This window comes from Clostridium sp. UBA4548 (assembly GCF_002387895.1).
Classification (GTDB): domain Bacteria; phylum Bacillota; class Clostridia; order Clostridiales; family Clostridiaceae; genus Clostridium_J.
In genome coordinates, this window is sequence record NZ_DGLI01000028.1 from 1 (window position 1) to 23,393 (window position 23,393).

The 23,393-nt window shown below is 31.7% G+C and carries 20 protein-coding genes and 2 pseudogenes; all 22 read right to left on the reverse strand.

From position 1 onward, the window contains the following. Positions 1-37: 37 nt before the first annotated feature. Positions 38-298, reverse strand: coding sequence for a stage V sporulation protein S (locus tag B3040_RS11200; protein ID WP_017414479.1), 261 nt, complete (start codon positions 296-298; stop codon positions 38-40). Positions 299-494: 196 nt separating this feature from the next. Beyond that, the gene (rny, locus tag B3040_RS11205; RefSeq protein ID WP_414632535.1) at positions 495-2,045 is read right to left on the reverse strand and encodes a ribonuclease Y; all 1,551 of its coding nucleotides are present in this window, start codon (positions 2,043-2,045) and stop codon (positions 495-497) included. 654 nt (positions 2,046-2,699) lie between these two features. Next, positions 2,700-3,743 carry a recombinase RecA gene (gene recA / locus B3040_RS11210; RefSeq protein WP_291573303.1) on the reverse strand — a complete coding sequence of 348 codons (1,044 nt, stop codon included), beginning with the start codon at positions 3,741-3,743 and terminating at the stop codon, positions 2,700-2,702. Positions 3,744-3,917: 174 nt separating this feature from the next. Continuing rightward, positions 3,918-4,460: a CDP-diacylglycerol--glycerol-3-phosphate 3-phosphatidyltransferase gene (gene pgsA / locus B3040_RS11215; protein ID WP_017414482.1), complete on the reverse strand. Its 543-nt coding sequence runs from the start codon at positions 4,458-4,460 to the stop codon at positions 3,918-3,920. A gap of 38 nt (positions 4,461-4,498) precedes the next feature. After that, the gene (gene rimO / locus B3040_RS11220; protein WP_291573306.1) at positions 4,499-5,836 is read right to left on the reverse strand and encodes a 30S ribosomal protein S12 methylthiotransferase RimO; all 1,338 of its coding nucleotides are present in this window, start codon (positions 5,834-5,836) and stop codon (positions 4,499-4,501) included. Between the two features lie 26 nt (positions 5,837-5,862). After that, positions 5,863-8,067: an FtsK/SpoIIIE family DNA translocase gene (locus B3040_RS11225; RefSeq protein ID WP_291573646.1), complete on the reverse strand. Its 2,205-nt coding sequence runs from the start codon at positions 8,065-8,067 to the stop codon at positions 5,863-5,865. 705 nt (positions 8,068-8,772) lie between these two features. After that, a complete protein-coding gene (locus tag B3040_RS11230; protein ID WP_291573308.1) occupies positions 8,773-9,510 on the reverse strand; it encodes a ClpP family protease in 738 nt (245 codons plus the stop codon). A gap of 104 nt (positions 9,511-9,614) precedes the next feature. Then, a complete protein-coding gene (dapG, locus tag B3040_RS11235; RefSeq protein ID WP_291573309.1) occupies positions 9,615-10,802 on the reverse strand; it encodes an aspartate kinase in 1,188 nt (395 codons plus the stop codon). 16 nt (positions 10,803-10,818) lie between these two features. Next, positions 10,819-11,094, reverse strand: coding sequence for a YlmC/YmxH family sporulation protein (locus B3040_RS11240; RefSeq protein ID WP_291573311.1), 276 nt, complete (start codon positions 11,092-11,094; stop codon positions 10,819-10,821). A 263-nt stretch (positions 11,095-11,357) separates the two neighbouring features. Next, positions 11,358-12,647, reverse strand: a complete 1,290-nt coding sequence (locus B3040_RS11245; protein ID WP_291573313.1) for a M16 family metallopeptidase — start codon at positions 12,645-12,647, stop codon at positions 11,358-11,360. 396 nt (positions 12,648-13,043) lie between these two features. Further along, a complete protein-coding gene (locus tag B3040_RS11250) occupies positions 13,044-15,152 on the reverse strand; it encodes a polyribonucleotide nucleotidyltransferase (protein ID WP_291573315.1) in 2,109 nt (702 codons plus the stop codon). Between the two features lie 92 nt (positions 15,153-15,244). Then, on the reverse strand, positions 15,245-15,508 hold the full coding sequence (rpsO, locus tag B3040_RS11255; RefSeq protein WP_291573317.1) for a 30S ribosomal protein S15: 264 nt from the start codon (positions 15,506-15,508) through the stop codon (positions 15,245-15,247). Between the two features lie 172 nt (positions 15,509-15,680). Further along, positions 15,681-16,631, reverse strand: coding sequence for a bifunctional riboflavin kinase/FAD synthetase (locus B3040_RS11260; protein WP_291573320.1), 951 nt, complete (start codon positions 16,629-16,631; stop codon positions 15,681-15,683). Positions 16,632-16,640: 9 nt separating this feature from the next. Next, a complete protein-coding gene (gene truB, locus B3040_RS11265) occupies positions 16,641-17,549 on the reverse strand; it encodes a tRNA pseudouridine(55) synthase TruB (RefSeq protein ID WP_291573322.1) in 909 nt (302 codons plus the stop codon). After that, positions 17,549-18,508: a DHH family phosphoesterase gene (locus B3040_RS11270; RefSeq protein WP_291573325.1), complete on the reverse strand. Its 960-nt coding sequence runs from the start codon at positions 18,506-18,508 to the stop codon at positions 17,549-17,551. The genes truB and B3040_RS11270 overlap by 1 nt, the downstream gene beginning before the upstream one ends. After that, a complete protein-coding gene (rbfA, locus tag B3040_RS11275) occupies positions 18,495-18,860 on the reverse strand; it encodes a 30S ribosome-binding factor RbfA (protein ID WP_017414494.1) in 366 nt (121 codons plus the stop codon). Before rbfA ends, B3040_RS11270 begins: the two co-directional genes overlap by 14 nt. 18 nt (positions 18,861-18,878) lie before the next feature. Continuing rightward, positions 18,879-20,645: pseudogene (gene infB, locus B3040_RS11280) on the reverse strand (translation initiation factor IF-2); the annotation flags it as partial. A gap of 231 nt (positions 20,646-20,876) precedes the next feature. Beyond that, positions 20,877-20,978, reverse strand: a pseudogene (locus B3040_RS19545) (translation initiation factor IF-2 N-terminal domain-containing protein); the annotation flags it as partial. 8 nt (positions 20,979-20,986) lie between these two features. Next, a complete protein-coding gene (locus B3040_RS11285) occupies positions 20,987-21,301 on the reverse strand; it encodes a ribosomal L7Ae/L30e/S12e/Gadd45 family protein (RefSeq protein ID WP_291573329.1) in 315 nt (104 codons plus the stop codon). After that, complete coding sequence (gene rnpM, locus B3040_RS11290; protein WP_291573331.1) at positions 21,291-21,560, reverse strand: RNase P modulator RnpM; 270 nt, start codon at positions 21,558-21,560, stop codon at positions 21,291-21,293. Before rnpM ends, B3040_RS11285 begins: the two co-directional genes overlap by 11 nt. Positions 21,561-21,570: 10 nt before the next feature. Further along, positions 21,571-22,686 (reverse strand): transcription termination factor NusA, encoded by a 1,116-nt coding sequence (nusA, locus tag B3040_RS11295; protein WP_291573333.1) that lies wholly within the window; start codon positions 22,684-22,686, stop codon positions 21,571-21,573. 13 nt (positions 22,687-22,699) lie between these two features. Further along, entirely contained in the window at positions 22,700-23,161 is a 462-nt protein-coding gene (rimP, locus tag B3040_RS11300; RefSeq protein ID WP_291573335.1) for a ribosome maturation factor RimP, read from the reverse strand. Positions 23,162-23,393 lie beyond the last annotated feature (232 nt).

A 23,393-nucleotide genomic window follows, 5' to 3' on the forward strand; every position in this document is an offset into this window, starting at 1 on the left:
ATTTAGTGCGACAGCCCCTTTAATATATCTATAATAACTATTTAGGTTGAACAATTAATCTAATTGCTGTTCTTTCTTCACCATCAATCTCAATATCAGTAAATGCTGGTATACAAACTAGGTCTACTCCACTTGGAGCAACGAATCCTCTGGCAATAGCAACAGCTTTAATTGCTTGATTAATTGCACCTGCTCCAATTGCTTGAATTTCTGCTCCGCCTTTTTCTCTTAAAACCCCTGCTAATGCACCTGCTACAGAATTTGGACTTGATTTTGCTGAAACTTTTAATACCTCCATAAATAAACCTCCTAAGTTAAACTTTATCATTGCAATATAGTAATTCTACAAAAAACACGAAAATCCTCTTAAAATATTTTAATTAATTTTGAAAATTGAATTTTTTTACTTTATTCATATATTAAAAAAATCTTCCTAAATCTTAGTACCACTACTAAAATTCAAGAAGATTTGTTGTTTGCAAAGTTATTATTTTCTATTTGGCATATTCTATTGAACGTGTTTCTCTAATTACATTTACTTTGATTTGACCTGGATACTCAAGTTCACTTTCGATTCTCTTCACAATATCCCTTGCCACTTCAACAGCGCCTGCATCATTGATTTCTTCTGGTTTAATCATAATTCTAATTTCTCTTCCAGCCTGAATGGCATATGACTTTTCTACGCCTTCATATGAGTTTGCAATTTCTTCTAGTTTCTCTAGTCTCTTAATATAAGCTTCTAAAGTTTCTCTTCTAGCACCTGGTCTTGCTGCAGATATAGCATCTGCTGCCTGAACTAGTATTGCCTCCAAAGACTGCATTTCTACATCCCCATGGTGAGCTGCTATAGCATTTACAACCATTGGCGATTCATGATATTTCTTAGCAATTTCTGCCCCAATTAGTGCATGTGGTCCTTCCACTTCATGGTCAACAGCCTTACCTATATCATGTAATAGTCCTGCTCTTTTTGCTAAAGTTGGATCAATTCCAAGCTCTGAAGCCATTAATCCTGCTAAATAAGATACTTCGATAGAATGTTTTAATACATTTTGACCGTAACTTGTTCTGTATTTAAGTCTACCCAACAATCTAACTATCTCAATGTGTAACCCATGTATACCAGTTTCAAAGGTGGCTTGTTCGCCCTCTTCTCTAATATCATTTTCAACATCCTTCTTAGCCTTTTCAACCATTTCTTCGATTCTTGCTGGATGTATTCTTCCATCAACTATTAATTTCTCTAAAGCGATTCTTGCAACTTCTCTTCTTATAGGATCAAATCCTGAAAGAATTACTGCTTCAGGAGTATCATCAATTATTAAATCTACTCCAGTTAAGGTTTCAAGAGCTCTAATATTTCTACCCTCTCTTCCAATAATCCTTCCCTTCATTTCATCATTAGGAAGGGAAACAACATGTACTGTTGATTCTGCAACATGATCTGCTGCACATCTTTGGATAGCGTATGTTATAATCTCTCTAGCCTTTTTATCTGCCTCTTCTTTAGCTTTTGATTCTAATTCCTTAATCATCATTGCAGTTTCATGTTTAATTTCTTTTTTCACTTCATCTAATAAAACTTGTTTTGCCTCATCAGATGTAAGACCTGACAGTCTCTCTAATTCTTGTCTTTGTTTAGTATACAATTCTTGTATACTTGCCTCTAATATTTCAACCTCTTGTTGCTTTTTATTTAATGATTCTTCTTTTTTCTCAAGAACTGTACTTTTTTTATCTAAAGATTCTTCTCTTTGAATTATTCTTCTTTCAAGCCTTTGGATTTCTGTTCTTCTCTCTCTTGATTCTTTTTCAAAATCATTCCTTAGTCTATGAACTTCTTCCTTAGCTTCAAGAATTGCCTCTTTCTTTTTTGATTCGGCGTCTTTTTTTCCTTCTTCAATAATTCTCTTTGCCTCGTCTTCAGATTTAGCTATATTAGCTTGAGATATATTTTTTCTTGTATAAATAACAACAAAAATTCCAATTAAAATAACAACGAAAATTGCTCCTACTAATAAAATAGTTGTGCCCATTTCCATTTAATCAACACCTCCTTTGCTTATTCCATAATATCTATTTGCAATAAATTGAAAGCTAGAAAAGGTGTCATACTTATTCAATTGGTAGCAATTATATTATGCTAAACCAGTATTTGTATTTATTTTATATTAATTTTTCATCAATGTCAAGATTGTTGCCAAATAGTACACTAAACTTACATGATGTTCTACATTAATTCTGCACAAATTTTACAATTATTATACTTATATATAATTAAAACTATTTTTCCTTTAGGAAATATCACTTACTGAAGAAAATATGTATTTCATTGAATCAACTCTTTACATCACTTAATAGAGCTTTTATATATTTATCAAAACCTTCAAAACTAACACTAAAACTCTCATTCTCTTCAATATACTTCACCATAAATTCTTAGGGCTTTTCACAATGCACCAAAGGAATTTCTCTGAACGTTAAAAAAACAGCTATAACCCATATAGTCATAACTGTTTTTCAACCTAATTATAAACTTTTCATATTTACTTATTAATACACTTTAAAATGAACAAGTTCATTTTATCAAATTATTTTCGAAGGAATTTTCACTCCCACTAAAGTTTATGTTTCATGCCTTACCTCTCACTTAAAGAGAGTAGTGGAGTTAACCTTGTAAGTATAGCTAACTCAAATTACTCTTCAGTAGCTTTATTACTTTCTCCTGCTTTAGCTACAGTTTCTTTATACAAGGGTAAATTATACTTTTCTCTTATTTTATTTTCAATTTCTAATCTAACTTGAGGGTTTTCTTTAAAGAAGGTTTTAGCGTTTTCTCTTCCCTGCCCAAGTCTCACATCTCCATAAGAGAACCAAGCTCCACTTTTTTGAACAATTTCTTCTTTAACAGCAATGTCAAGAACATCTCCTTCTTTAGAGATTCCTTGTCCATACATGATATCAAATTCTGCTTGTTTAAATGGTGGTGCTACCTTATTTTTTGTTATTTTAACTTTTGTTCTATTTCCAAGGAACTCTTCTCCTTGCTTTATAGTGTCAACTTTTCTTACATCCATTCTTACAGAAGCATAAAATTTAAGTGCTCTTCCTCCTGGAGTAGTTTCTGGACTTCCAAACATTACTCCAACCTTTTCTCTTAACTGGTTAATAAAAACAGTTACACACTTAGACTTATTGATTGCACCAGCAAGCTTTCTTAATGCTTGAGACATTAATCTTGCTTGAAGTCCTACATGGGCATCTCCCATTTCTCCTTCAATTTCTGCTTTTGGCACTAAAGCAGCAACTGAGTCAACTACTATTACATCTATAGCGCCAGAACGCACTAAGGCCTCAGCAATTTCCAGCCCTTGCTCTCCAGTATCTGGTTGAGATACTATTAAGTTATCTATATCTACGCCTAAAGCTTTTGCATATACTGGGTCTAATGCATGTTCAGCATCTATATAAGCAGCTGTTCCGCCAGCTTTCTGAGCTTCAGCAACTACATGTAATGCTACTGTTGTTTTACCTGATGACTCTGGTCCAAAGATCTCTATAATTCTTCCTCTTGGAACTCCCCCTATTCCAAGACCTATATCTAATCCTAAGCAACCTGTTGAAATTGCTTCTAGATTCATAATTGTGTTTTCTCCAAGTTTCATTATAGAACCTTTACCAAATTGTTTCTCTATTTGTCCCATAGCAGCTTCTAATGCTTTTAATTTTTCGTTATTCATATATTTTCCCCTTGGGGTTCACCATCCTTTCGATTATCGAACATTAGTTCTATTTAATTATATAATAAACTCTTCTTTAGGTCAACTATATAATGAGTATAATTATAATAAGAAGTTCCTACTAAATCAGTAGGAACCTCTTATTATATTTGACACTTTTTTAAATTTTAATCATTACTTGTCTGTTCTTATTACACTTTTATTTTTAACGAAATAATCCACTCCAGAAACTATAGTTATAACTACAGATAACCCTATAGAAATTGTTGTGATTAACTTTAACCATCCTAGAGGATAACTTAAATAAACTAAGCCTACTATTATAGCCAATATTTGAACTACAGTCTTTGCTTTTCCCCAATTACTAGCAGCTATAACTAAACCTTCTGAAGCTGCCAGAGTTCTTAATCCAGATACCGCAAATTCCCTAGCAATTATTATCATAGCTACCCATCCAAAAATAACATCTCTTTCCACTAATGTTATTAATGCAGAGGTTACTAATAATTTATCTGCTAGAGGGTCCATGAATTTACCAAAGTTGGTAATTTGATTTCTAGACCTGGCAATATATCCATCCAATTTATCTGTAATAGATGCAGCTATAAATATAACTGTTGCAATTACAGTTCCAGCTGGACTATTTAATGCAATAAAAATTAAGAATATAGGTACTAACAGCATTCTTAGTACGGTAAGTTTGTTAGCAAGATTCATTATACACATCTCCTACTTCCAATTTAATACTTCTTTATCTATTTATCAGTATTGTTAACAACCTCTCCAATAAGATCATATTCTAAAGCGTCAACAATCTTAACATTTATAAATTCTCCCATATTAATAATTTTATCACATTTTATAAAAATTTCACCATCTATTTCTGGCGACATTTCATAACTTCTTCCAATGTACTCTCCTGGTTGTTTTTCTTCTACTAAAACTTCGTAGATTCTTCCAACTTTCTCCTTGTTTATTTCAGCAGAAATGCCTTGTTGTAAAGCCATAAGCTTATGATATCTTTCTTCTTTTATTTCTTCATCTATTTGATTTCCCATTTCAGCTGCTGCTGTGCCTTCTTCTTGAGAATATATAAATACTCCTAGTTTATCAAACTTTACAGTTCTTGCAAACTCTAAAAGTTCATTGAAGTTTTCCTCTGTTTCTCCAGGAAAACCTACAATAATTGAAGTTCTAAGTACCACATTAGGAATTGCTCTTCTTAACTTTTCTATATTTTCTATAATAATTGCTTTTCTGCCTCTTCTTTTCATAGCTTTTAAAATATCATCACTAATATGTTGAACAGGTATGTCTACATATTTACACACTTTGTAATTGCTAGCAAATTCATCAATAATCTCATCGGTTAACTCTTCTGCATAGCAATATAATACTCTAATCCACTTAATACTCTTTATCTTTGAGAGTTCTTGAAGAAGTACATGAAGCTTTTGTCCTCCATATATATCTATACCGTAATTAGTAGTATCTTGAGCCACTAAAATTACTTCCTTATATCCGTTTATTGCAAGCTCCTTCGCTTCTGCTACAATATCTTCAATAGTTCTACTTCTATATTTTCCTCTTATCTTTGGAATAGCACAGTAAGCACATTGATAATTACAACCTTCAGAAATTCTTATATAAGCAGTAGTTCCTCCAGTAGTAACTATTCTTTTTCCTGAGTTTATGTTTGAATCACTGTAATTTGTGTAACAGCTCTTCTCCCCTTTATCTAAAGCTCTTTCTATGGCTTCGTTTAGCTTGTCATAGTCGTTAACACCTAAAATTATATCTAACTCTGGAATAAGTTCTAAAAGTTCATTTCCATATCTTTGAGTCAAACATCCTGTAGCAACTAAGACCTTACATTTATTATTTTCTTTATATCTAGACATTTCTAATATTGTGTCTATGGATTCTTGTTTAGATGTTTCTATAAATCCACAGGTATTTATTAATATCACATCAGCATTTTCTGGCTCATTAACTACTTCATAGGTTTCTTTTAAATTTCCTATAATGATTTCTGAGTCAATTCTATTTTTATCGCACCCTAAATTAACTACTCCTACCTTTAACTTACTCACTAGTTATCCTCCTATTTTATCTGTTATTATCCTTCGTAATCATTTTCTCTTATAAGAATCTGTCTTGGTTTGCTACCATTCTTTCCTGATATCACACCATTTTGTTCTAATTGATCCATAATTCTTGCCGCTCTATTATATCCTATCTTCAACTTACGTTGCAATAGTGAGGTTGAAGCTTGACCTGTTTCAAGCACTACACTTATAGCTTCATCCAAAAGCTCATCCCCATCTTCATCCTTACCACTAGCATTTACTTCTATTTGATCAATTATTTCTTTTTTATATTCAATTTCTTCAACACCACTTTTTATATAATCCACAACTCTTTCTACTTCTTCCTCTGAAACAAAGGCTCCTTGAATTCTAATAGGTTTTGCTTCACCAACTGGATAGAAAAGCATATCACCTTTACCTAGTAGTTTTTCAGCTCCTGATGAATCTAAAATTGTTCTAGAATCAATTTGACTTGAAACAGAAAAAGAAATCCTTGAAGGAATATTTGCCTTAATAACTCCAGTAATTACGTCTACAGAAGGCCTTTGTGTTGCTATAACTAAGTGCATTCCAGCTGCTCTAGCCATTTGAGCTAACCTTCCTATATAATCTTCTATATCATTTGGACATACCATCATTAAATCTGCAAGCTCATCAATGATTATTACTATCCAAGGGAGCTTCTCTTCTATTATTCCCTTATTTGCTAGTTCATTATAGCCTTCAATATTCCTCACATTATTATCTGCAAAAACTTTATATCTTCTTGTCATCTCATTTACTGCCCAGTTAAGAGCCCCTGCGGCTTTTTTAGGGTCTGTTACTACTGGAATTAAAAGATGAGGAATGCCATTATAAATATTTAATTCAACTACCTTAGGGTCAATTAATAATAGCTTTACATCCTCTGGTGAGTATTTGTATAATAAACTCATTAAAAGAGTATTAACACATACACTTTTCCCTGAACCAGTAGCTCCTGCTATTAAAAGGTGAGGCATCTTAGTCAAATCTGCTACAATACAATTTCCTCCTATGTCTTTTCCAAGACAAAAGGCTAAATTTTTATTAGACTTACTAAACTCATCTACTTCTATAACTTCTCTTAAAAACACTGGACTTAAATCCTTATTAGGTACCTCTATTCCAACGGCAGCCTTTCCTGGTATAGGTGCTTCAATTCTTACTCCTGAAGATGCTAGATTCAAAGCTATGTCATCAGATAAATTAACTATTTTACTAACCTTTACTCCTACATTAGGCTGAAGTTCAAACCGAGTTACTGATGGGCCCTTAGTTACTTGAATAACTTTAGCTTCTACTCCAAAGCTCAAAAGGGTTTCTTGCAATTTATTAGCACTGTTTAAGAGTTCTTTCTTATCACCTTTTCTTAGATTTAATGCTTCATTTTTTGATAACAACTCTATAGAAGGGTATTGATACTCATAATGAACCTTAGAGGCGGAAGTGTTAATTTGTATTTCCTCCTCAATTTCACTGCTACTTACTTCTCTGTTGACTCTATCTTCAGTATTCTCTCTTTTTTCAAATTTTGGTTTCTCATAAACTTCTACTACTTCATCACTTTGCTCCATAGATTTCATGAAATCAATTATTTTTATTTTTTGATCTAACTTTCCTGAAAAATCTTCAGTAGCTTTGGGTGCTTCCTTAATTTGTTCTGCCCCTAATTCATTTCCTATTTTTATTTCATTTTTTACTGGTTTTTTATCATTTAAAGACTGCTTGGCTGTTTTCATCAAATCTTTTATAGTTACTTCACTAATTAAGGTTATGGCTATTATGTACAAAGCTACAAAAATAATATAACTTCCAACCTTGCCAAATAACTGATATAAAGGTACCGCTATTAATAGAGAAACTATTCCTCCATGGAAGGTACTATCTCCATTAAATTGCTTAACAATAGCATCTGCTAGATATCCCTCCCTATAATATTTTGATAACACAAGCATTTCCACTACTAAAAGAGTACAAATTACGAATAACATTATTCCATAGAATCTTTTATTAAATCTAAGTCTTCCATTAGTTGAAATATAGTTTATCCCTATAAAAATAAAGAATACTGGAAAAATATATGCTCCAATACCTAACATACCTGTAAAGAATTTATTAAGAAAAATTCCAATAGTTCCTGACAATGAAGATGGATTTGAGAATAAAGTTGAAAAAAGGCTTAGTAATATGAGTACTCCTAAAGTAATTAACATTATTCCTGTTACATCAAAATTCTTTTCAACTTTTTCTTGCTTATTGTCATTTATTTTTGTGGCATTGCTACGACTTTTTTTACCACTTGCATCCTGCTTCTTATCATGGTCCTTAGATTTTTTAGCCACAATATCACCTCCAACTTAAATACTTCTACATTAGCAATTAAATTTCCTTTATTTTTTATTTATACCACATGACAAATCAAAGTCAAGTTCTACTTATACCTATCCCCTCTTAACTTCCAGAAGGCTCCTTAAGATAAAATATACGCCCTCTCAGCTTTTATATTATACATGAAATCACGTGAATATTTACTTCTTGGAAAAACTGCTTTGCTTTTCCAAATCTCCAGACAATGTTTAATTTTAACATTAACCTTGAAACTTAATAGCACATTATAATTATAGTCTAAAACTCCGAGTTTAAAATATAAAATGCAAATTTATTATATTTTTATATTTATGATTTATAAAATAAAATAAAACTAGCAAGGAAAGTTTTTTGTACCTTGCTAGTTTTATTTGCTTAATAATGAATTTTTTAATAAGTGTTACTTATAAGAACCCATAGTAAAGACTTAATTTATGAATTGAACCTACATTGGTTTCCTTAAGGAGTTTTGAAGATAAATAAAATTCCACCTTAAAAGCCTATATTGTCATAAATTTACTTATTACATACCATATTAACTCATCACTACTTTAGTCATCTCCAACTAATTCATTTAACTTATCCAAGGCCTGTCTAATGCCACCTACTTCATCAATTAAACCACAATCAACTGCCTGTTTTCCTATTAAAATTGTACCAATATCGTTAAGTAATTCATCAGTTTGACCCATTAAATTTCTAAAATCCTCATCACTAATTTTAGAAGTTCTAATGACAAATTCAACAATTCTATCTTGCATCTTCTTAAAATATTCAAAAGTTTGATGTACTCCTATGACAAATCCATTCATTCTAATTGGGTGAACAATCATTGTAGCCGTAGGAGATATGAAAGAATAATCTGCAGAGGTAGCAAGTGGAACTCCGATTGAATGACCTCCACCAATTACAATAGAAACCGTTGGCTTACTTAAACTTGCAATCATTTCTGCTATAGCGAGACCTGCTTCTACATCTCCACCAATGGTATTTAGCACAATTAGTATTCCCTTTACTTTTTCATCACGTTCCATTGCAATAAGTTGGGGAATTACATGCTCATATTTTGTAGTTTTAGTTTGTGGATTGGATATACTATGACCTTCTATTTGACCTATAATAGGAAGTATCTGAATTCTTTCATCTGGATGAGCTACAGTCATTACTCCAACTTCTTTAAGATTGGATACTTCTTCGCTAGGCCCACTTTTTAATTCCTCTTTTTTTGTATCTTCTTTGTTATCATTTATCAATTTTTTTTCAGGGTTTTTTTTCTCCATTTTTGACATAATCATTCCTCCTAATTCACAAATATTGTGTGCATTAGGAGGAAATTATATACTTATGAGAAAAGCATTAAATAATGAAGTAGCTTATTTTCTTAACAAGAAGATTATCCAAGATTAAATTCCTTATGAAGTGCATTTATAGCCCTTTGAGTATTCTTGGACTCTACTAAACACCAAATAGTCATATGGGAGTCAGCCGTTTGTAATACCTCTATCTGCTCTCTTGTTAATGCCTTTAGAATTTTAGCCATAACCCCTGGAATTCCTCTCATTTTAGAGCCTATTATAGCAATCTTGCTACAACTTTCAATATGATTACAGTTCAAGTTAATTCTATTTGCAATTTCCTTAAACTTAGTAAGGTCATAGCTAGCAATAGTAAATATTTTTTCTTTTGGAAAAACATTTATTAAATCTATGCTTATTTTCTCTTCAGCAAGTATATCAAACAAACTTTCATATGCTTGTTGGTTATTATCGCTGACTCTAATTTGAACTCTATCATTCATGTGAGTTATTCCTGTAATTATGCTATCACTATCTTCAACATAATGAGATATAATAGTACCTTCACTATCACTTAAAGTGTTCTTTATAACTAATGGAATATTATATTTTCTCGATATTTCAACTGCTCTTGGATGTATAACTTTAGCACCTTGATCTGCAAATTGGAATACTTCATCATAGCTTATATTTTGTATTAGGGTAGCATCAGATACGATTCTAGGATCAGCCGTCATGATACCATCTACATCTGTATAAATTTGAACTTCATCAGCTTTTAAAGCAGCTCCTAGTATAGCTCCAGTAACATCGCTTCCCCCTCGTCCAAGAGTAGTTAAAAATCCATTTTCACTTACTCCTTGAAATCCAGCTACTACTGGCACTTTTCCCTGATTTAGCAACTCTAATAGCTTATCTGGTTTCACCTCTAAGATAGCAGCGTTATTATAATTATCGTTAGTTTTTATGCCTGCTTGGCCACCAGTTAATGGTACTGCTAATATATTTTCTTTGAATAAATCCTCACTAATTACCACTGTGCTTAGAATTTCTCCACAGCCCATCAACAAATCTATTGCCTGAGGATTATTTCTTTTGAAATTCTCTCCAACTAAAGATAGTAAAGTATCCGTAGCATATGGAGCACCTTTTCTTCCCATAGCTGAAACAACTACTACTGGGCTATAACCTTGCTCTAGGGCAATTTTAATTTTTTTCACTACAAGTTTTCTATTTTCTTCACTAGATACTGAAGTCCCACCAAATTTCTGAACAAGAATCTTCATCGTTAAACCTCCAAATTTAAATGTGAGATCGTTTTAATGTTTCACCATCAATATCTATTATTATTGTTCTAGAGCCAATTTTTTTAACATACTCCCAAGGTACTTCTAACACATCCGCATTGCGGAATAAACTAAATCCACCTTTAGATTCATTCAATAATAATAGTTTAAACTCACCATTTTCATCTACTACTATATCATTATTACCTAAAAAACTGTATTTGTCACCATCATTAATATTTATAATTTCATATCTTTCCATTTCACTAAGATATTTTATATTATCTTCCATAAAATCACCTCACAATAATTCTCATAAATTACTATGAGAATTATTGTGAATATATACCTATTTTTAGATATAATTTAAATAATTCACATTTTAACTCTAATAAACTTTAGTTATACCCTAATAACCATTGTTTACTTGTGTACAAAAATTCATATCTATAATTCTGGATAAAATTATTCCTTTATACTTACCGTTCCCTATGAAGTAGATATTTTTTATTCCTGAACTTGCATAAAGAAAGTACATAAGTTTATATTTAATCCCTATATTTTAGTCTTATCTAATTTAAATTCAATTAAGGTATCTTTATAAATGTCTTTAAGCAAAGCTTCATCCTTCCCTACAAAAGCACTGTTATATATTCCTCTTCTGAAGGTCATATCCATCACAGCATCTACTTTATTATAATCAATACTATCTATTTTACTAAGCACATCATTAGGTGTATTTATTTTATCCTTAAAAAGAACAGATTTACCATTACTAAACATCCTACTGCTAGTGCTTTCCAACCCTAAAATATAACTTCCTTTTAATTGTTCCTTAGCTTTCATAAGTTTTTCTGGAGAAATTCTATCAGTTGAAAATCTTTTTAGTTCATGATTAATAGTTTCTAAGGCTACCTTTATATACTGTGGATTTAATCCAGTATATACATTCACTGTTCCCACATTTATATGAGAAGAGATAAATAAATAGATAGAGTAGCATATTCCTAACTCTTCTCTAATTTTTTGGAATAGTATGGAAGAAGCTCCTCCACCTAAAATATTAGAAAGTAGTATGAGGGTATAAATATCATCATGACCAACTTCTAAACCAGGCATACCCAAAGTTACATGTAATTGTTCTATATCTTTTTTCCTAAAAAAATTAGTTCTTTTAATCTCTGGTGAATTATATTTTGTAATACTTTTATTTTTACTGTCCCAGGCTCCAAAATACCTCTCTACAACTTCTTTTATGGTTTTCATATCTACTTTACCACAGATTGATATAACACAATTTTCAGGTATGTAATAGCTTTGTAAATAGTCAATGAGCATATTTCTATTAAAACCTCGTACAGTATGTTCATAGCCTAATATTGGCCTTGAAATGGATTCTTGACCCCAAGTAGCTATAGAATGTAAATCCATTAACACATCTTCTGGGGAATCTTCACTCATATTTATTTCTTCTATAACCACTCCTTTTTCCTTTTCAATTTCTTCTTCATTAAAATTGCTATTAAATAGCATATCCGATATTACATCTAACCCTAACTCTAAATAACTATCTAAAACTTTCACGTAGTAGCAAGTGGCTTCTTTACCCGTGAAGGCATTAATTTGCCCTCCAATGTCCTCAATAGCTTCAGCTATTTCTTTTGAAGTCCTTTTCTTAGTTCCCTTAAAAAGCATATGTTCTATAAAATGAGAAATCCCATTATTAAACTCATTTTCATTTCTAGATCCATTCTCCACCCACAGACCTACTGAAACTGAGTTAAATTGTTCAATATTTTCTACTACAACTCTTAATCCATTGTTAAGTCTAAATAAATTATACATATATTAATCCCCTTTACATAATAGAATAAAAAGGTCCTTTTCTATTATCTGTAGCTTCAACTAATACTATGTATACTATGATAGTTATTAGTAATTTGCTATAGACTATGACTTTTCACAGCTTCCTTCAACTAAGAACTTTTCTTATTCTTTTTAAATAGTTCAAGGTAGCCAGAGTAGTTCATATAAAAGTTAAGCTTCCTTTTACTTCTCCATAACTAAACTTTAATATAACAAAAGCGTGTATTAACACGCCATTTTAAAAGAACGCAACTACTTATAAATTTTTACATTTATTCTAAAAAATATTATTCACAATACTTTGCTATCATTATTATAAGTGAAAAAAGTTGAACTTCTTATATAATAAAAAAAATAAAAAGGCATAATGCCCTTTTATTGCTCTGGTTTATTTTCTTCACTATCTTTTATAGCATCTTTTCTTGAAAGGTTTACTCTACCTTGTGAATCTATTTCTGTAACTTTAACTAGGATTTCATCTCCAACAGAAACTATATCTTCTACCTTATTTACTCTTTCTGTATCTAACTTAGATATATGAACTAAACCTTCTTTACCTGGCATAATTTCTACAAATGCTCCAAAAGTTGTAATCTTAGTAACTTTACCTAAGTAAATTTCACCAACTTCTACTTCTTTAACAATATCTTTTATTATTTTTAAAGCAAGATTTGCACTTTCACTATCGTTAGACATAATAACAACTTTTCCATCGTCATTCGTATCTATTTTAACCCCTGTATCAGCTATTATCTTTTTAATAACTTTTCCACCAGGTCCAATTATATCTCTAATTTTATCTGGTTTAACTTGAATAACATACATTCTTGGAGCAAAAGGTGACAATTCTGTTCTTGGCTCTGGTATGCATTCCTTAATTTTATCTAAAATAAATAATCTAGCTTTTCTAGCATTTTCAATAGAAGTTCTGATACAGTATTCTGATAACCCTTTAATCTTTGTATCAACTTGAATTGAAGTTATTCCTTTTTCTGTTCCTGCTACTTTAAAGTCCATATCTCCAAAGAAATCTTCTATTCCTTGAATATCAGTTAAAACCTCTTCACTTGTTAAATCTTCATTGGTTATTAAACCCATTGCAATACCTGCTGCTGGTCTTTTAATTGGAACACCAGCATCTAATAATGCTAAAGTACTTCCACATACACTTGCTTGTGATGTAGATCCATTTGAGCTTAATACCTCAGATACAAGTCTTATTGTATATGGGAAATCCTCTTCTGAAGGAATTAGTGGTTCAAGAGCTCTTTCAGCTAATGCACCATGACCTATTTCTCTTCTTCCTGGTCCACGTAATGGCTTAACTTCACCTACGCTATAAGCTGGGAAGTTGTAGTGATGCATATATCTCTTAGTTTCTTCTTCACCAAGACCATCTAGTATTTGAACTTCTCCTAATGCTCCTAAAGTAGCAACAGTCATTACCTGAGTTAATCCTCTTGTGAAAAGTCCTGTACCATGAGTTCTTGGAAGTAATGATGTCTCACAACTTATAGGTCTTATTTCATCAAAAGCTCTTCCGTCTGGTCTTTTCTTATCTACTAGCATCATGTGTCTTACTATTTCTTTTTGAAGATTATAAACAACTTCTCCTACATCCGCCATTCTATCTTCATATTTCTCGCCAAATTCTTCATTGATTTTTTCCTTAATTTCATCAACTAAAAGGTTTCTATCACCTTTACTAGTTGTATACATAGCTTCTTTTAACATATCATAAGCAAAAGCTCTTACATCATTTTCGATTTCTTCATCTACTTTATGTAATTCTGGAACTATTTTTTCTTTTCCAAACTTACCTCTTGCTTCCTCTTGGAAGGCAACCAGCTTTTGACACTCTTTAAATCCAAAGCTAATAGCCTCTATCATAGTTTCTTCTGGTATCTCATCTCCACCAGCTTCGATCATCATTACTCTTTCTTTAGTAGCACATACTGTTAAAGACATTGAGCTTAATTCTCTTTCTTTAGCTGTTGGGTTAACAACAAAGTTTCCATCGATTAAGCCTACAGATACTGTTCCTACTGGGTCAGTAAATGGAATACTTGATAGGTATAATGCCATAGATGCAGCATTCATAGCTAGTATATCTGGTGCATTATCTTGATCAACGGATACTACTGTACAAACAACCTGAACATCGTTTCTATATCCTTTTGGAAATAATGGTCTTATAGGCCTATCTATAGCTCTACCATTTAGTATGGCTTTTTCAGATGGTCTACCCTCTCTTTTTATAAATCCTCCTGGAATCTTACCAACTGCATACAATCTTTCCTCATATTCAACACTTAGTGGAAAAAAGTCGATTCCTGATCTTGGTTTTTCTGAAGCATTTACATTTACAAGTATAACTGTATCTCCATAATTCACAAAAATAGCACAATCAGAGAGCATTCCTACTCTTCCAAACTCAACTTTCATTTGTCTACCTGCAATACTAGTTTCAATTGTGTTTATCATATATTGGCCTCCTTTCGCCCTTTAATAATATTATTGTCAAATTTTTATAATTTATAAATAGTTAAAATAATAGAGCGGCTTTGCCGCTCTTACTATTTTCTGATTCCTAATTGAGCAATTATAGTACGATATCTTTCAATATCTTGCTTCTTAACATAGTTTAAAAGTCCTTTTCTTTGACCAACCATCATTAAAAGACCTCTTCTAGAGTGGTGATCTTTCTTGTGAACTTTTAAGTGCTCAGTTAATTCTCTAATTCTTTCAGTTAATAATGCTATTTGAACCTCTGGAGAACCTGTATCTCCTTCGTGTCTTGCATATTTAACCATTATTTCTTGTTTTCTTGCCTTTTCCATCGTATAACACCTCCGAAAGTAAATCGCCAAATGCCATGTTTACCGTTGGCAATTCAAAAAACATAGCATAAGGTTCCTAAAGAATTATATCAAATTATTTCATACTTGTAAATTGTTATTTTTGTATATTATGATTAAATATGAAAATTTTATTTTAATTTTATGAAAAGTTCTATTTCCAACTTAAATTATAGTTTATACTTTTAGCAAAATTCTTATCAGCCTCAAGTTGAGTCTTCAAATCCTCTATAGATTTAAACTTTTTCTCTTCTCTTATTTTACTTACAAAATATATGTTAACCTCTTCATTGTAAATAGATTTTTCAAAATCTAAAATATGAGTTTCAATACTTAATTTTCTTCCCTCTACAGTAGGATTATATCCAATATTAGTTATACCTTTGTAGAATTTATTGCTGTACTCCACATAGGTATAATATACGCCCCCTTTAGGGATTGTAAACTTTTTACTATAACCTAAGTTTATAGTTGGGAACCCTATAGTTCTTCCTATTTGCTTTCCTTTAATAACTTTTCCACTAAGCATAAAAGGTCTTTGCAAGAACTTATTTGCTCTTTCTATATGTCCCTCTTGAATGTGATATCTTATAGCTGAGCTACTAACAACTTCATCCTCAACTATTACAGGTTCCACTATATTTAAAGTAAAACCTAGGGATATGCTTAAAGTTTTCAGTAATTCTACATCACCAAGATTTTTATATCCAAATCTATAATTAAAGCCAACTATAATCCCTGCCACATTATAGAAATGCTTTAGATTAAAAATGAACTCCTCTGGGGAAATTTTCATTAAATCTCTATCAAATTCCATGAAATTAACAATATCTACACCAAGCCCTTGTAGAATCTTTACTTTGTTCTTATTATCCATAATAAGCTTAGGTGCCAAATCCTTATTAATAACAGTTAAAGGATGATTACTAAAAGTACATACCATAGTTTTTGCATTTTCATTATAGTTTTTATTATATAATTTTGTAGCTTCTATAGCATTTTCGATGAGAGCTCTGTGACCTTGATGGATTCCATCAAAGCTTCCTAGGGCTATAAATGTAGGATTTTTTATCTCATGCTTAAAATTATCTTTAATTACTCTCATAACCTTCACTTAAACAAAAACTTTTAAAAGTTTTAATCCAATATCGCTATAGTATGCTATACCTATAAAAGTATTTTCCTCATTAAAAATAGTATAGTAAACAGACTTGCTTAAATCTTTCACTAATTTATTATCTTTAACAGCTACACCATTAACTAATAATTTTTGAAACTTTTCATCTACAATTATCCTATGGTAATTTTCAAAGGTACTCTCAATTGGCAATAGAAAATCTTTAATATTCACTTCATTCAACTGGTTAATATTAATGCTATCCTCTTTTACAAAGCTTCCTGTTCCGAGTCTCTCTAGACTCCACATCATAGCTCCACAACCTAAAATACTTCCTATATCATAGCACAAGCTCCTGATGTAAGTACCCTTAGAACACTTTACTAAAATCTTAACAATAGGCAGCTTAATTTCCACTATATCTATATTGTAAATTGTGACTTTTCTAGGCTCTCTTTCTATTTCTATACCTTGTCTAGCCAATTCATAAAGTTTTTGACCATTATGCTTTAGAGCAGAATACATAGGTGGAATTTGTTCTATCTCTCCAATAAAAGAATTTATAGTAGCTATAACTTCTTCTGATTGAAGATTTACATTTTTCTCTTCTATTATTTTGCCTTCTCTATCATAGGTATCTGTGACTACCCCTAACTTAAGTTCTGCTTCATAAACTTTAAAATCATCCATGATAAACTCAATAGCCTTAGTAGCTCTTCCAAGACATACAGGTAGAACTCCACTAGCCTCTGGGTCAAGAGTCCCACAATGTCCAACTTTTTTTTGCCTAGTAATCTTTTTTATTTTTCTAACTACATCAAAAGATGTAATTCCTGTAGGCTTATATACATTAATTATTCCACAAAGCTCTTTAGAACTCTGAGGTTTTATATTATCTAAAGTCATTATATCAACTCTTTTTCTAATATTTCCATGAGTTTTAACTTAATATCTGAAATACTTCCTTCAAAGGCAAAGCCAGCTGCTCTAATGTGTCCGCCACCATTAAACTGCTCTGCTATTCTTCTTACATCCACCTTGTTTTTAGATCTTAAGCTAACCTTAACCACTTCATCACTCTCTTTAATTAATACAACTACTTCTACATCTTTAATCATTGATCCGTATGTAAGTACATCTGAAGTATCTGACTTTTCAAGCCCTAATTCCTCCAACATGTGTTTTGTTATATACATAAACACTGCATTATCATTGAGTTCTAAAGTCATTGAATCAATTACTTTCCCATAAAGCTTTACTCTATTAAATTTCTTATTGTCAAAAATAGTTCTGTGAATTTCGCTAAAATCTATTCCTGTATTAATCACATCTCCTGCAATTGTATGAGTGACAGAAGTTGTATTAGAGTGTCTAAAAGATCCAGTATCTGTTAGTAGTGAGGTGTACAAAGATATACCCATGTCCTTAGTTAGTTTTACACCTAACAACTGTAACATTTGGTATATAATTTCCCCCACGGCTGCTGCATTAGTATCAACAAAATTATAATCTGCATATAATTCATTTGATAGGTGGTGATCTATATTAACTAAGGTATAACTTCTATTTTCCTGCATTATATCCGCATTAATTCTTTTAAAATCTCCACAATCTAATACTACTACTAAGTCTGTGTTGTCATCTACTACATATTTTTCTCCAGTTATCTCATTGCTACAAGGTAAATACTTAAAAGTTTCTGGAAGTACCTCTTTACATAAAATATGGACATTTTTATTAAGTGCCCTAAGCCCTTGTAAAAGGGCTGTGGCACTTCCTAAAGAATCTCCATCTGGGGATGTGTGAAAGGTAATAGCAATGTTTTGGCTTTCTTTTATAGCCTTAAGAATATTATTCATTATCATCGCTATTCTTCTCCTTTATAGCTTCGAATAATGTGTTAAGGTGCTGAGCTTTATCTAAAGTTGCATCAAGTTCAATTAGTACTTGCGGTACATGTCTTAGCTTTACATTTTTTCCTATTTCTTTTCTCATAAAGCCTGTTGAACTTTTTAACGCGTCCAAAGTATTTGCTTTTTGCTCTTCACTTCCAAAAATACTTACAAAAACCTTTGCATAGCTTAAATCTTTAGTTACCTCAACATCAGTTACGCTTACCATAGCAGTTAATCTAGGATCTTTTAGTTTGTTTTGTATTGTATTACTTACTTCTTTCTTAATTTCCTCATTAATTCTACCACCTCTATAATTAGCCACGTAACTCAACTCCTTATGTTATATTTGTTTAGGTTTAATTTCTTCCATAGTATAAGCTTCTATAATGTCGCCTTCTTTAATATCATTAAATTTCTCAACACTAATTCCACACTCGAATCCTGCTGCTGCTTCTTTAACATCATCCTTAAATCTTTTTAAAGATGCTAAAGTTGATTCAAATATTACAATGCCTTCTCTAAGCACTCTTACGCTGCTGTTTCTAGTGATTTTACCATTTAAAACATAACATCCCGCAATTGTGCCAACATTAGAAATTTTATATACAGCTCTAACTTCAACTCTACCAAGAACTACTTCCTTATATTCTGGTTCAAGCATTCCCAGCATAGCAGCTTTAATATCATCTAGAGCATTGTATATGATTCTATAAGTTTTTATTTCAACGTTATCTCTCTCACCTACAGCAATAGCATTATTATCTGGTCTTACGTTAAATCCAATTATTATTGCATTTGAAGCATAAGCTAAAGATACGTCTGTTTCAGTAATAGCACCTACTCCACCATGAATAACTCTTACTTTTACATTGTCTGTAGAAAGTTTTTCAATTGATTGTCTTATAGCTTCAACAGAACCTTGAACGTCTGCTTTAACTATAACGCTTAGTTCTTTAACTTTTCCTTCTTGAATTTGACTATATAAGTTTTCCATAGAAACTCTATTAGATGATTGGAAGTTTTCTTGTCTAATCTTTTCTTTTCTTGATTCAGCCATGTTTCTAGCTGTTTTTTCATCTTTAACTACAATAAATCTATCTCCCGCTGCTGGAACTTCAGAAAGTCCTAACACCTCAACTGGAATAGATGGTCCTGCAGCCTTAATTTTTTTCCCTTTATCATCAAGCATAGCTCTTATTCTTCCATAAGTTGTTCCAACGATTATAGAATCACCAGTGCTTAAAGTTCCATTTTGAACTAATAGTGTTGCAACAGGTCCTCTTCCTTTATCAAGCTTAGCTTCAACTACTGTTCCTTTTGCATTTCTCTTAGGATTTGCAGTAAGCTCTAACATTTCGGAAGTCAACGTTACCATTTCAAGTAATGTATCTAATCCCTCTCTAGTGTGTGCAGATACTGGAACACAAATTGTATCTCCACCCCAGTCCTCTGATAAAAGTCCATGTTCTGTTAACTCTTGTTTAACTTTATCTGGGTTAGCTGCTGGTCTATCCATTTTATTTATAGCTACAATCATAGGAACTTTAGCTGCTTTACAGTGATTAATAGCTTCTACAGTTTGTGGCATTATTCCATCATCAGCTGCTACAACTAATATAACTATATCTGTTATTTGGGCTCCTCTAGCTCTCATAGCTGTAAAAGCTTCGTGTCCAGGTGTATCTAAGAAAGTTACCTTTTCATCATTAACATCTACAGTGTAAGCACCTATATGCTGAGTTATTCCACCAGCTTCAGTAGAAGTTACCTTTGAATGCTTTATTGCATCCAATAAAGAAGTTTTACCATGGTCAACGTGTCCCATTACAGTTACAATTGGTGGTCTTTTTTCTTCATTTTCTTCATTGTCTTCGCTGTCTTCTACGTTTTCAGCATATACTTCCTCAGCTGCAAGCTTTCCAGCTTCTGCTTCTTTTAGTACTGCTAGTGAACCAAATTTCTCTATAACTTTTTCAGCTATATTAAAATCAATTTCTTGATTCATATTAGCCATAACACCTTCAAATATTAATGCCTTAATTACTTCTGTTGCTGGTTTCTTTAATTTTTCTGCTAAATCCTTAACTACAATGGTTCCTTCTAATTCTATAACTTCATCTACTGAATCTTCTATTTTTTTGTCCTCTTCTCTCTTATCGTTTAGGCCTCTTTTAATCTTACTGTTTTTTCTCTCTTGTTTCTTAATATCTTCATTAACCAACTCTTCATATTCTTCTACAATTTCTTTTTTGTCTTCATCTGAAGTTTTTTTCTCAGAGTAGAGTTCCTTTATAAGTTCTCCATCTTCTTCATCAATAACACTCATATGGTTTTTTGCTTCTATACCAAATTCTTCTAATAAAACAGTAATAAGTTCCTTACTTGATACTTCTAATTCTTTAGCTAATTCATATATTCTTAATTTTGACAAAACTTTCACCCCCGAATTTACGCTTGGTTCATTTCATTCCATAACTGTAATAACCTTTCGCTCATGTTTTTATCTTTTACACAAAGCACATTGATTTCTGGCCTTCCTAAACAATGTCCTAAATCATCCTTAGAAACATGTTCAATAATAGGAATGCTTCTGTCACTACAATACTTTCTAAACTTGTTTTTAGTGTTCTCAGCACATTCTAAGGATAAAATTGTTAAATAAACTCCATGCTTTTTTATATTCTCTTCGCACTTATTATATCCTTCTATTAGGTTACCTGATTTTTTAGTCAGTCCTAGAAATTGAAAAAATTTATTCTGCATTCTCTATCTCTTCTTTCAGCTTAGCATATATTTCTTCGCTAATCTTACTTTCTAAATTACGCTCTAAACGTTTGGTTTTTACAGCTTTTTCTAAGCACTCTGCACTCTTGCAAATGTATGCTCCTCTGCCTGGTTTTTTTCCATGAAGATCTATCGATATCTCATTTTCTTTGTTTCTTACAACTCTTATAAGTTCTTTTTTAGGTTTCATCTCCATACATCCAGTGCACATTCTTTGTGGTATCTTTTTAACCTTCATAAGATATCACCTACACTTCAGAATTATTAACATCTTCATTTGTTAAAGATGCATTTGTTAAAGCAAGTTTATCTGCTTGAGACTTGCTTTTTATATCTATCTTCCATCCTGTAAGTCTTGCTGCAAGTCTAACATTTTGACCTTCCTTGCCAATAGCTAAAGATAATTGATTGTCATCCACTACAACTTTAGCGCTTTTATTATCTTCATCAACGCTTACGTCTATAATTTTTGCTGGACTTAGCGCATTAGCAATATATTCTTCTGGAAGTTTACTCCACTTTATAATATCTATTTTTTCATTTTTAAGCTCATTTACGATGTTTTGAACTCTTATACCTTTTGGTCCAACGCAAGCTCCCATAGCATCTACATCTTCATCTTTTGAATATACAGCTATTTTAGTTCTTGAGCCTGCTTCTCTAGATATGCTTTTTATCTCTACTACTCCACTATATATTTCTGGAACTTCAAGTTCAAAAAGTCTCTTTACTAGACCTGGGTGAGTTCTAGATACCACAATTTGAGGTCCTTTTGGAGTTTTCTTTACTTCTACAATATAAAGCTTTAACTTTTCGTTAAATTTATATTCCTCACCTGGCATTTGTTCGTTTGGTCCTAATACTGCTTCAAGCTTTCCTAAGTCAATAAATACGTTACCTCTATCTTTTCTTAGTACTGTTCCAGTTATAATATCAAATTCTTTTGTTATGAACTCATCATATATTATAGTTCTTTCTGCTTCTTTAATTCTTTGAATTACAACTTGCTTTGCCGCCTGAGCTGCAACCCTACCAAAATCTCTAGGTGTTACTTCAATTTCAGCAATATCTTCTAAAGCATATCTTGGGCTAATGTCCCTAGCATCTTCTAAAGATATTTCAATTACATCATCATACACTTCTTCTACAACTTCTTTTAATGAATAAACATGTGTTTCTCCTGTTTCTCTATTCATTACAACTCTCACATTTTGATCCTTAGCATGTGACTTTGCAAAGTTTTTCTTATATGCAGCGACTAGTGCATCTTCTAGTGTATTAAATAATAACTCCTCACTGATACCTTTCTCAACTGCTAACTGTCTTATAGCATCAATGAATTCTTCTTTAAATCCCTCTCTCATTATTACTTCCTCCTTACAAAGATGGGTTTAGACTCACTGCAGAAACCTTTGATCTTGGTAAAACAACCTCGCTGCTTTCAACAGATAACACTATATTTTCTTCGTCAAAACTCTTTAATATTCCATCATACTTTTTCTTGCCATCAACTAAGCTATTTAGATTTACCAATACTGGATTATCAATATATCTACTTAAATGTTTTTCAGTATATAGAGTTCTAAACACTCCTGGAGAAGAGACTTCTAGATTATATTCATCTGATATTGGATCTTCTACATCCAAAACATCACTTATAGCTCTACTCACCTTTACACAATTATCTAGGGCAACACCATTGTCACTATCTATATAAACTCTAAAAATATTTTGTCCTGCTTCTTTCACATATTCTAGATAATAAAGTTCGAATCCGTTACTCTCTACTATTGGTAAGGCTAATTTATTAAGTTTCTCTATTAGTCCATTATTTTTCATAGTTATTCCCTCCTTTTTAATATTTTTCTACATTATGTGAATATTAAACCTATAAAGACTTTTAAAATAAAAATTTTAATACATTCTTATAACAAAGCCACAAAGAAACCAATATAATTACTTATCTAAGATAAGTTTTAGCTATTGTCTCCTATATTATAATTAAAACGCAACTTTTAGGTTGCGTTCTAATAAAGAGAGAGTAGGAAAACCCTACTCTCTGAAACAAAAT

Excerpts from the sequence above, each read along its gene's own strand:
- B3040_RS11200 (WP_017414479.1), bottom strand. The coding sequence starts at position 298 with ATGGAGGTATTAAAAGTTTCAGCAAAATCAAGTCCAAATTCTGTAGCA.
- rimP (WP_291573335.1), bottom strand. The coding sequence starts at position 23,161 with ATGAAAAATAATGGACTAATAGAGAAACTTAATAAATTAGCCTTACCA.
- B3040_RS11285 (WP_291573329.1), bottom strand. The coding sequence starts at position 21,301 with ATGCAGAATAAATTTTTTCAATTTCTAGGACTGACTAAAAAATCAGGT.
- rpsO (WP_291573317.1), bottom strand. The coding sequence starts at position 15,508 with ATGGAAAAGGCAAGAAAACAAGAAATAATGGTTAAATATGCAAGACAC.
- rny (WP_414632535.1), bottom strand. The coding sequence starts at position 2,045 with ATGGAAATGGGCACAACTATTTTATTAGTAGGAGCAATTTTCGTTGTT.
- dapG (WP_291573309.1), bottom strand. The coding sequence starts at position 10,802 with ATGAAGATTCTTGTTCAGAAATTTGGTGGGACTTCAGTATCTAGTGAA.
- B3040_RS11250 (WP_291573315.1), bottom strand. The coding sequence starts at position 15,152 with ATGATAAACACAATTGAAACTAGTATTGCAGGTAGACAAATGAAAGTT.
- B3040_RS11260 (WP_291573320.1), bottom strand. The coding sequence starts at position 16,631 with ATGAGAGTAATTAAAGATAATTTTAAGCATGAGATAAAAAATCCTACA.
- B3040_RS11270 (WP_291573325.1), bottom strand. The coding sequence starts at position 18,508 with ATGATAATGAATAATATTCTTAAGGCTATAAAAGAAAGCCAAAACATT.
- B3040_RS11225 (WP_291573646.1), bottom strand. The coding sequence starts at position 8,067 with ATGTTAATTACTTTAGGAGTACTCATATTACTAAGCCTTTTTTCAACT.
- rnpM (WP_291573331.1), bottom strand. The coding sequence starts at position 21,560 with ATGAAGGTTAAAAAGATACCACAAAGAATGTGCACTGGATGTATGGAG.
- nusA (WP_291573333.1), bottom strand. The coding sequence starts at position 22,686 with ATGAGAGAGGGATTTAAAGAAGAATTCATTGATGCTATAAGACAGTTA.
- B3040_RS11240 (WP_291573311.1), bottom strand. The coding sequence starts at position 11,094 with ATGGAAGATAATATAAAATATCTTAGTGAAATGGAAAGATATGAAATT.
- recA (WP_291573303.1), bottom strand. The coding sequence starts at position 3,743 with ATGAATAACGAAAAATTAAAAGCATTAGAAGCTGCTATGGGACAAATA.
- B3040_RS11245 (WP_291573313.1), bottom strand. The coding sequence starts at position 12,647 with ATGTATAATTTATTTAGACTTAACAATGGATTAAGAGTTGTAGTAGAA.
- pgsA (WP_017414482.1), bottom strand. The coding sequence starts at position 4,460 with ATGAATCTTGCTAACAAACTTACCGTACTAAGAATGCTGTTAGTACCT.
- B3040_RS11230 (WP_291573308.1), bottom strand. The coding sequence starts at position 9,510 with ATGTCAAAAATGGAGAAAAAAAACCCTGAAAAAAAATTGATAAATGAT.
- truB (WP_291573322.1), bottom strand. The coding sequence starts at position 17,549 with ATGACTTTAGATAATATAAAACCTCAGAGTTCTAAAGAGCTTTGTGGA.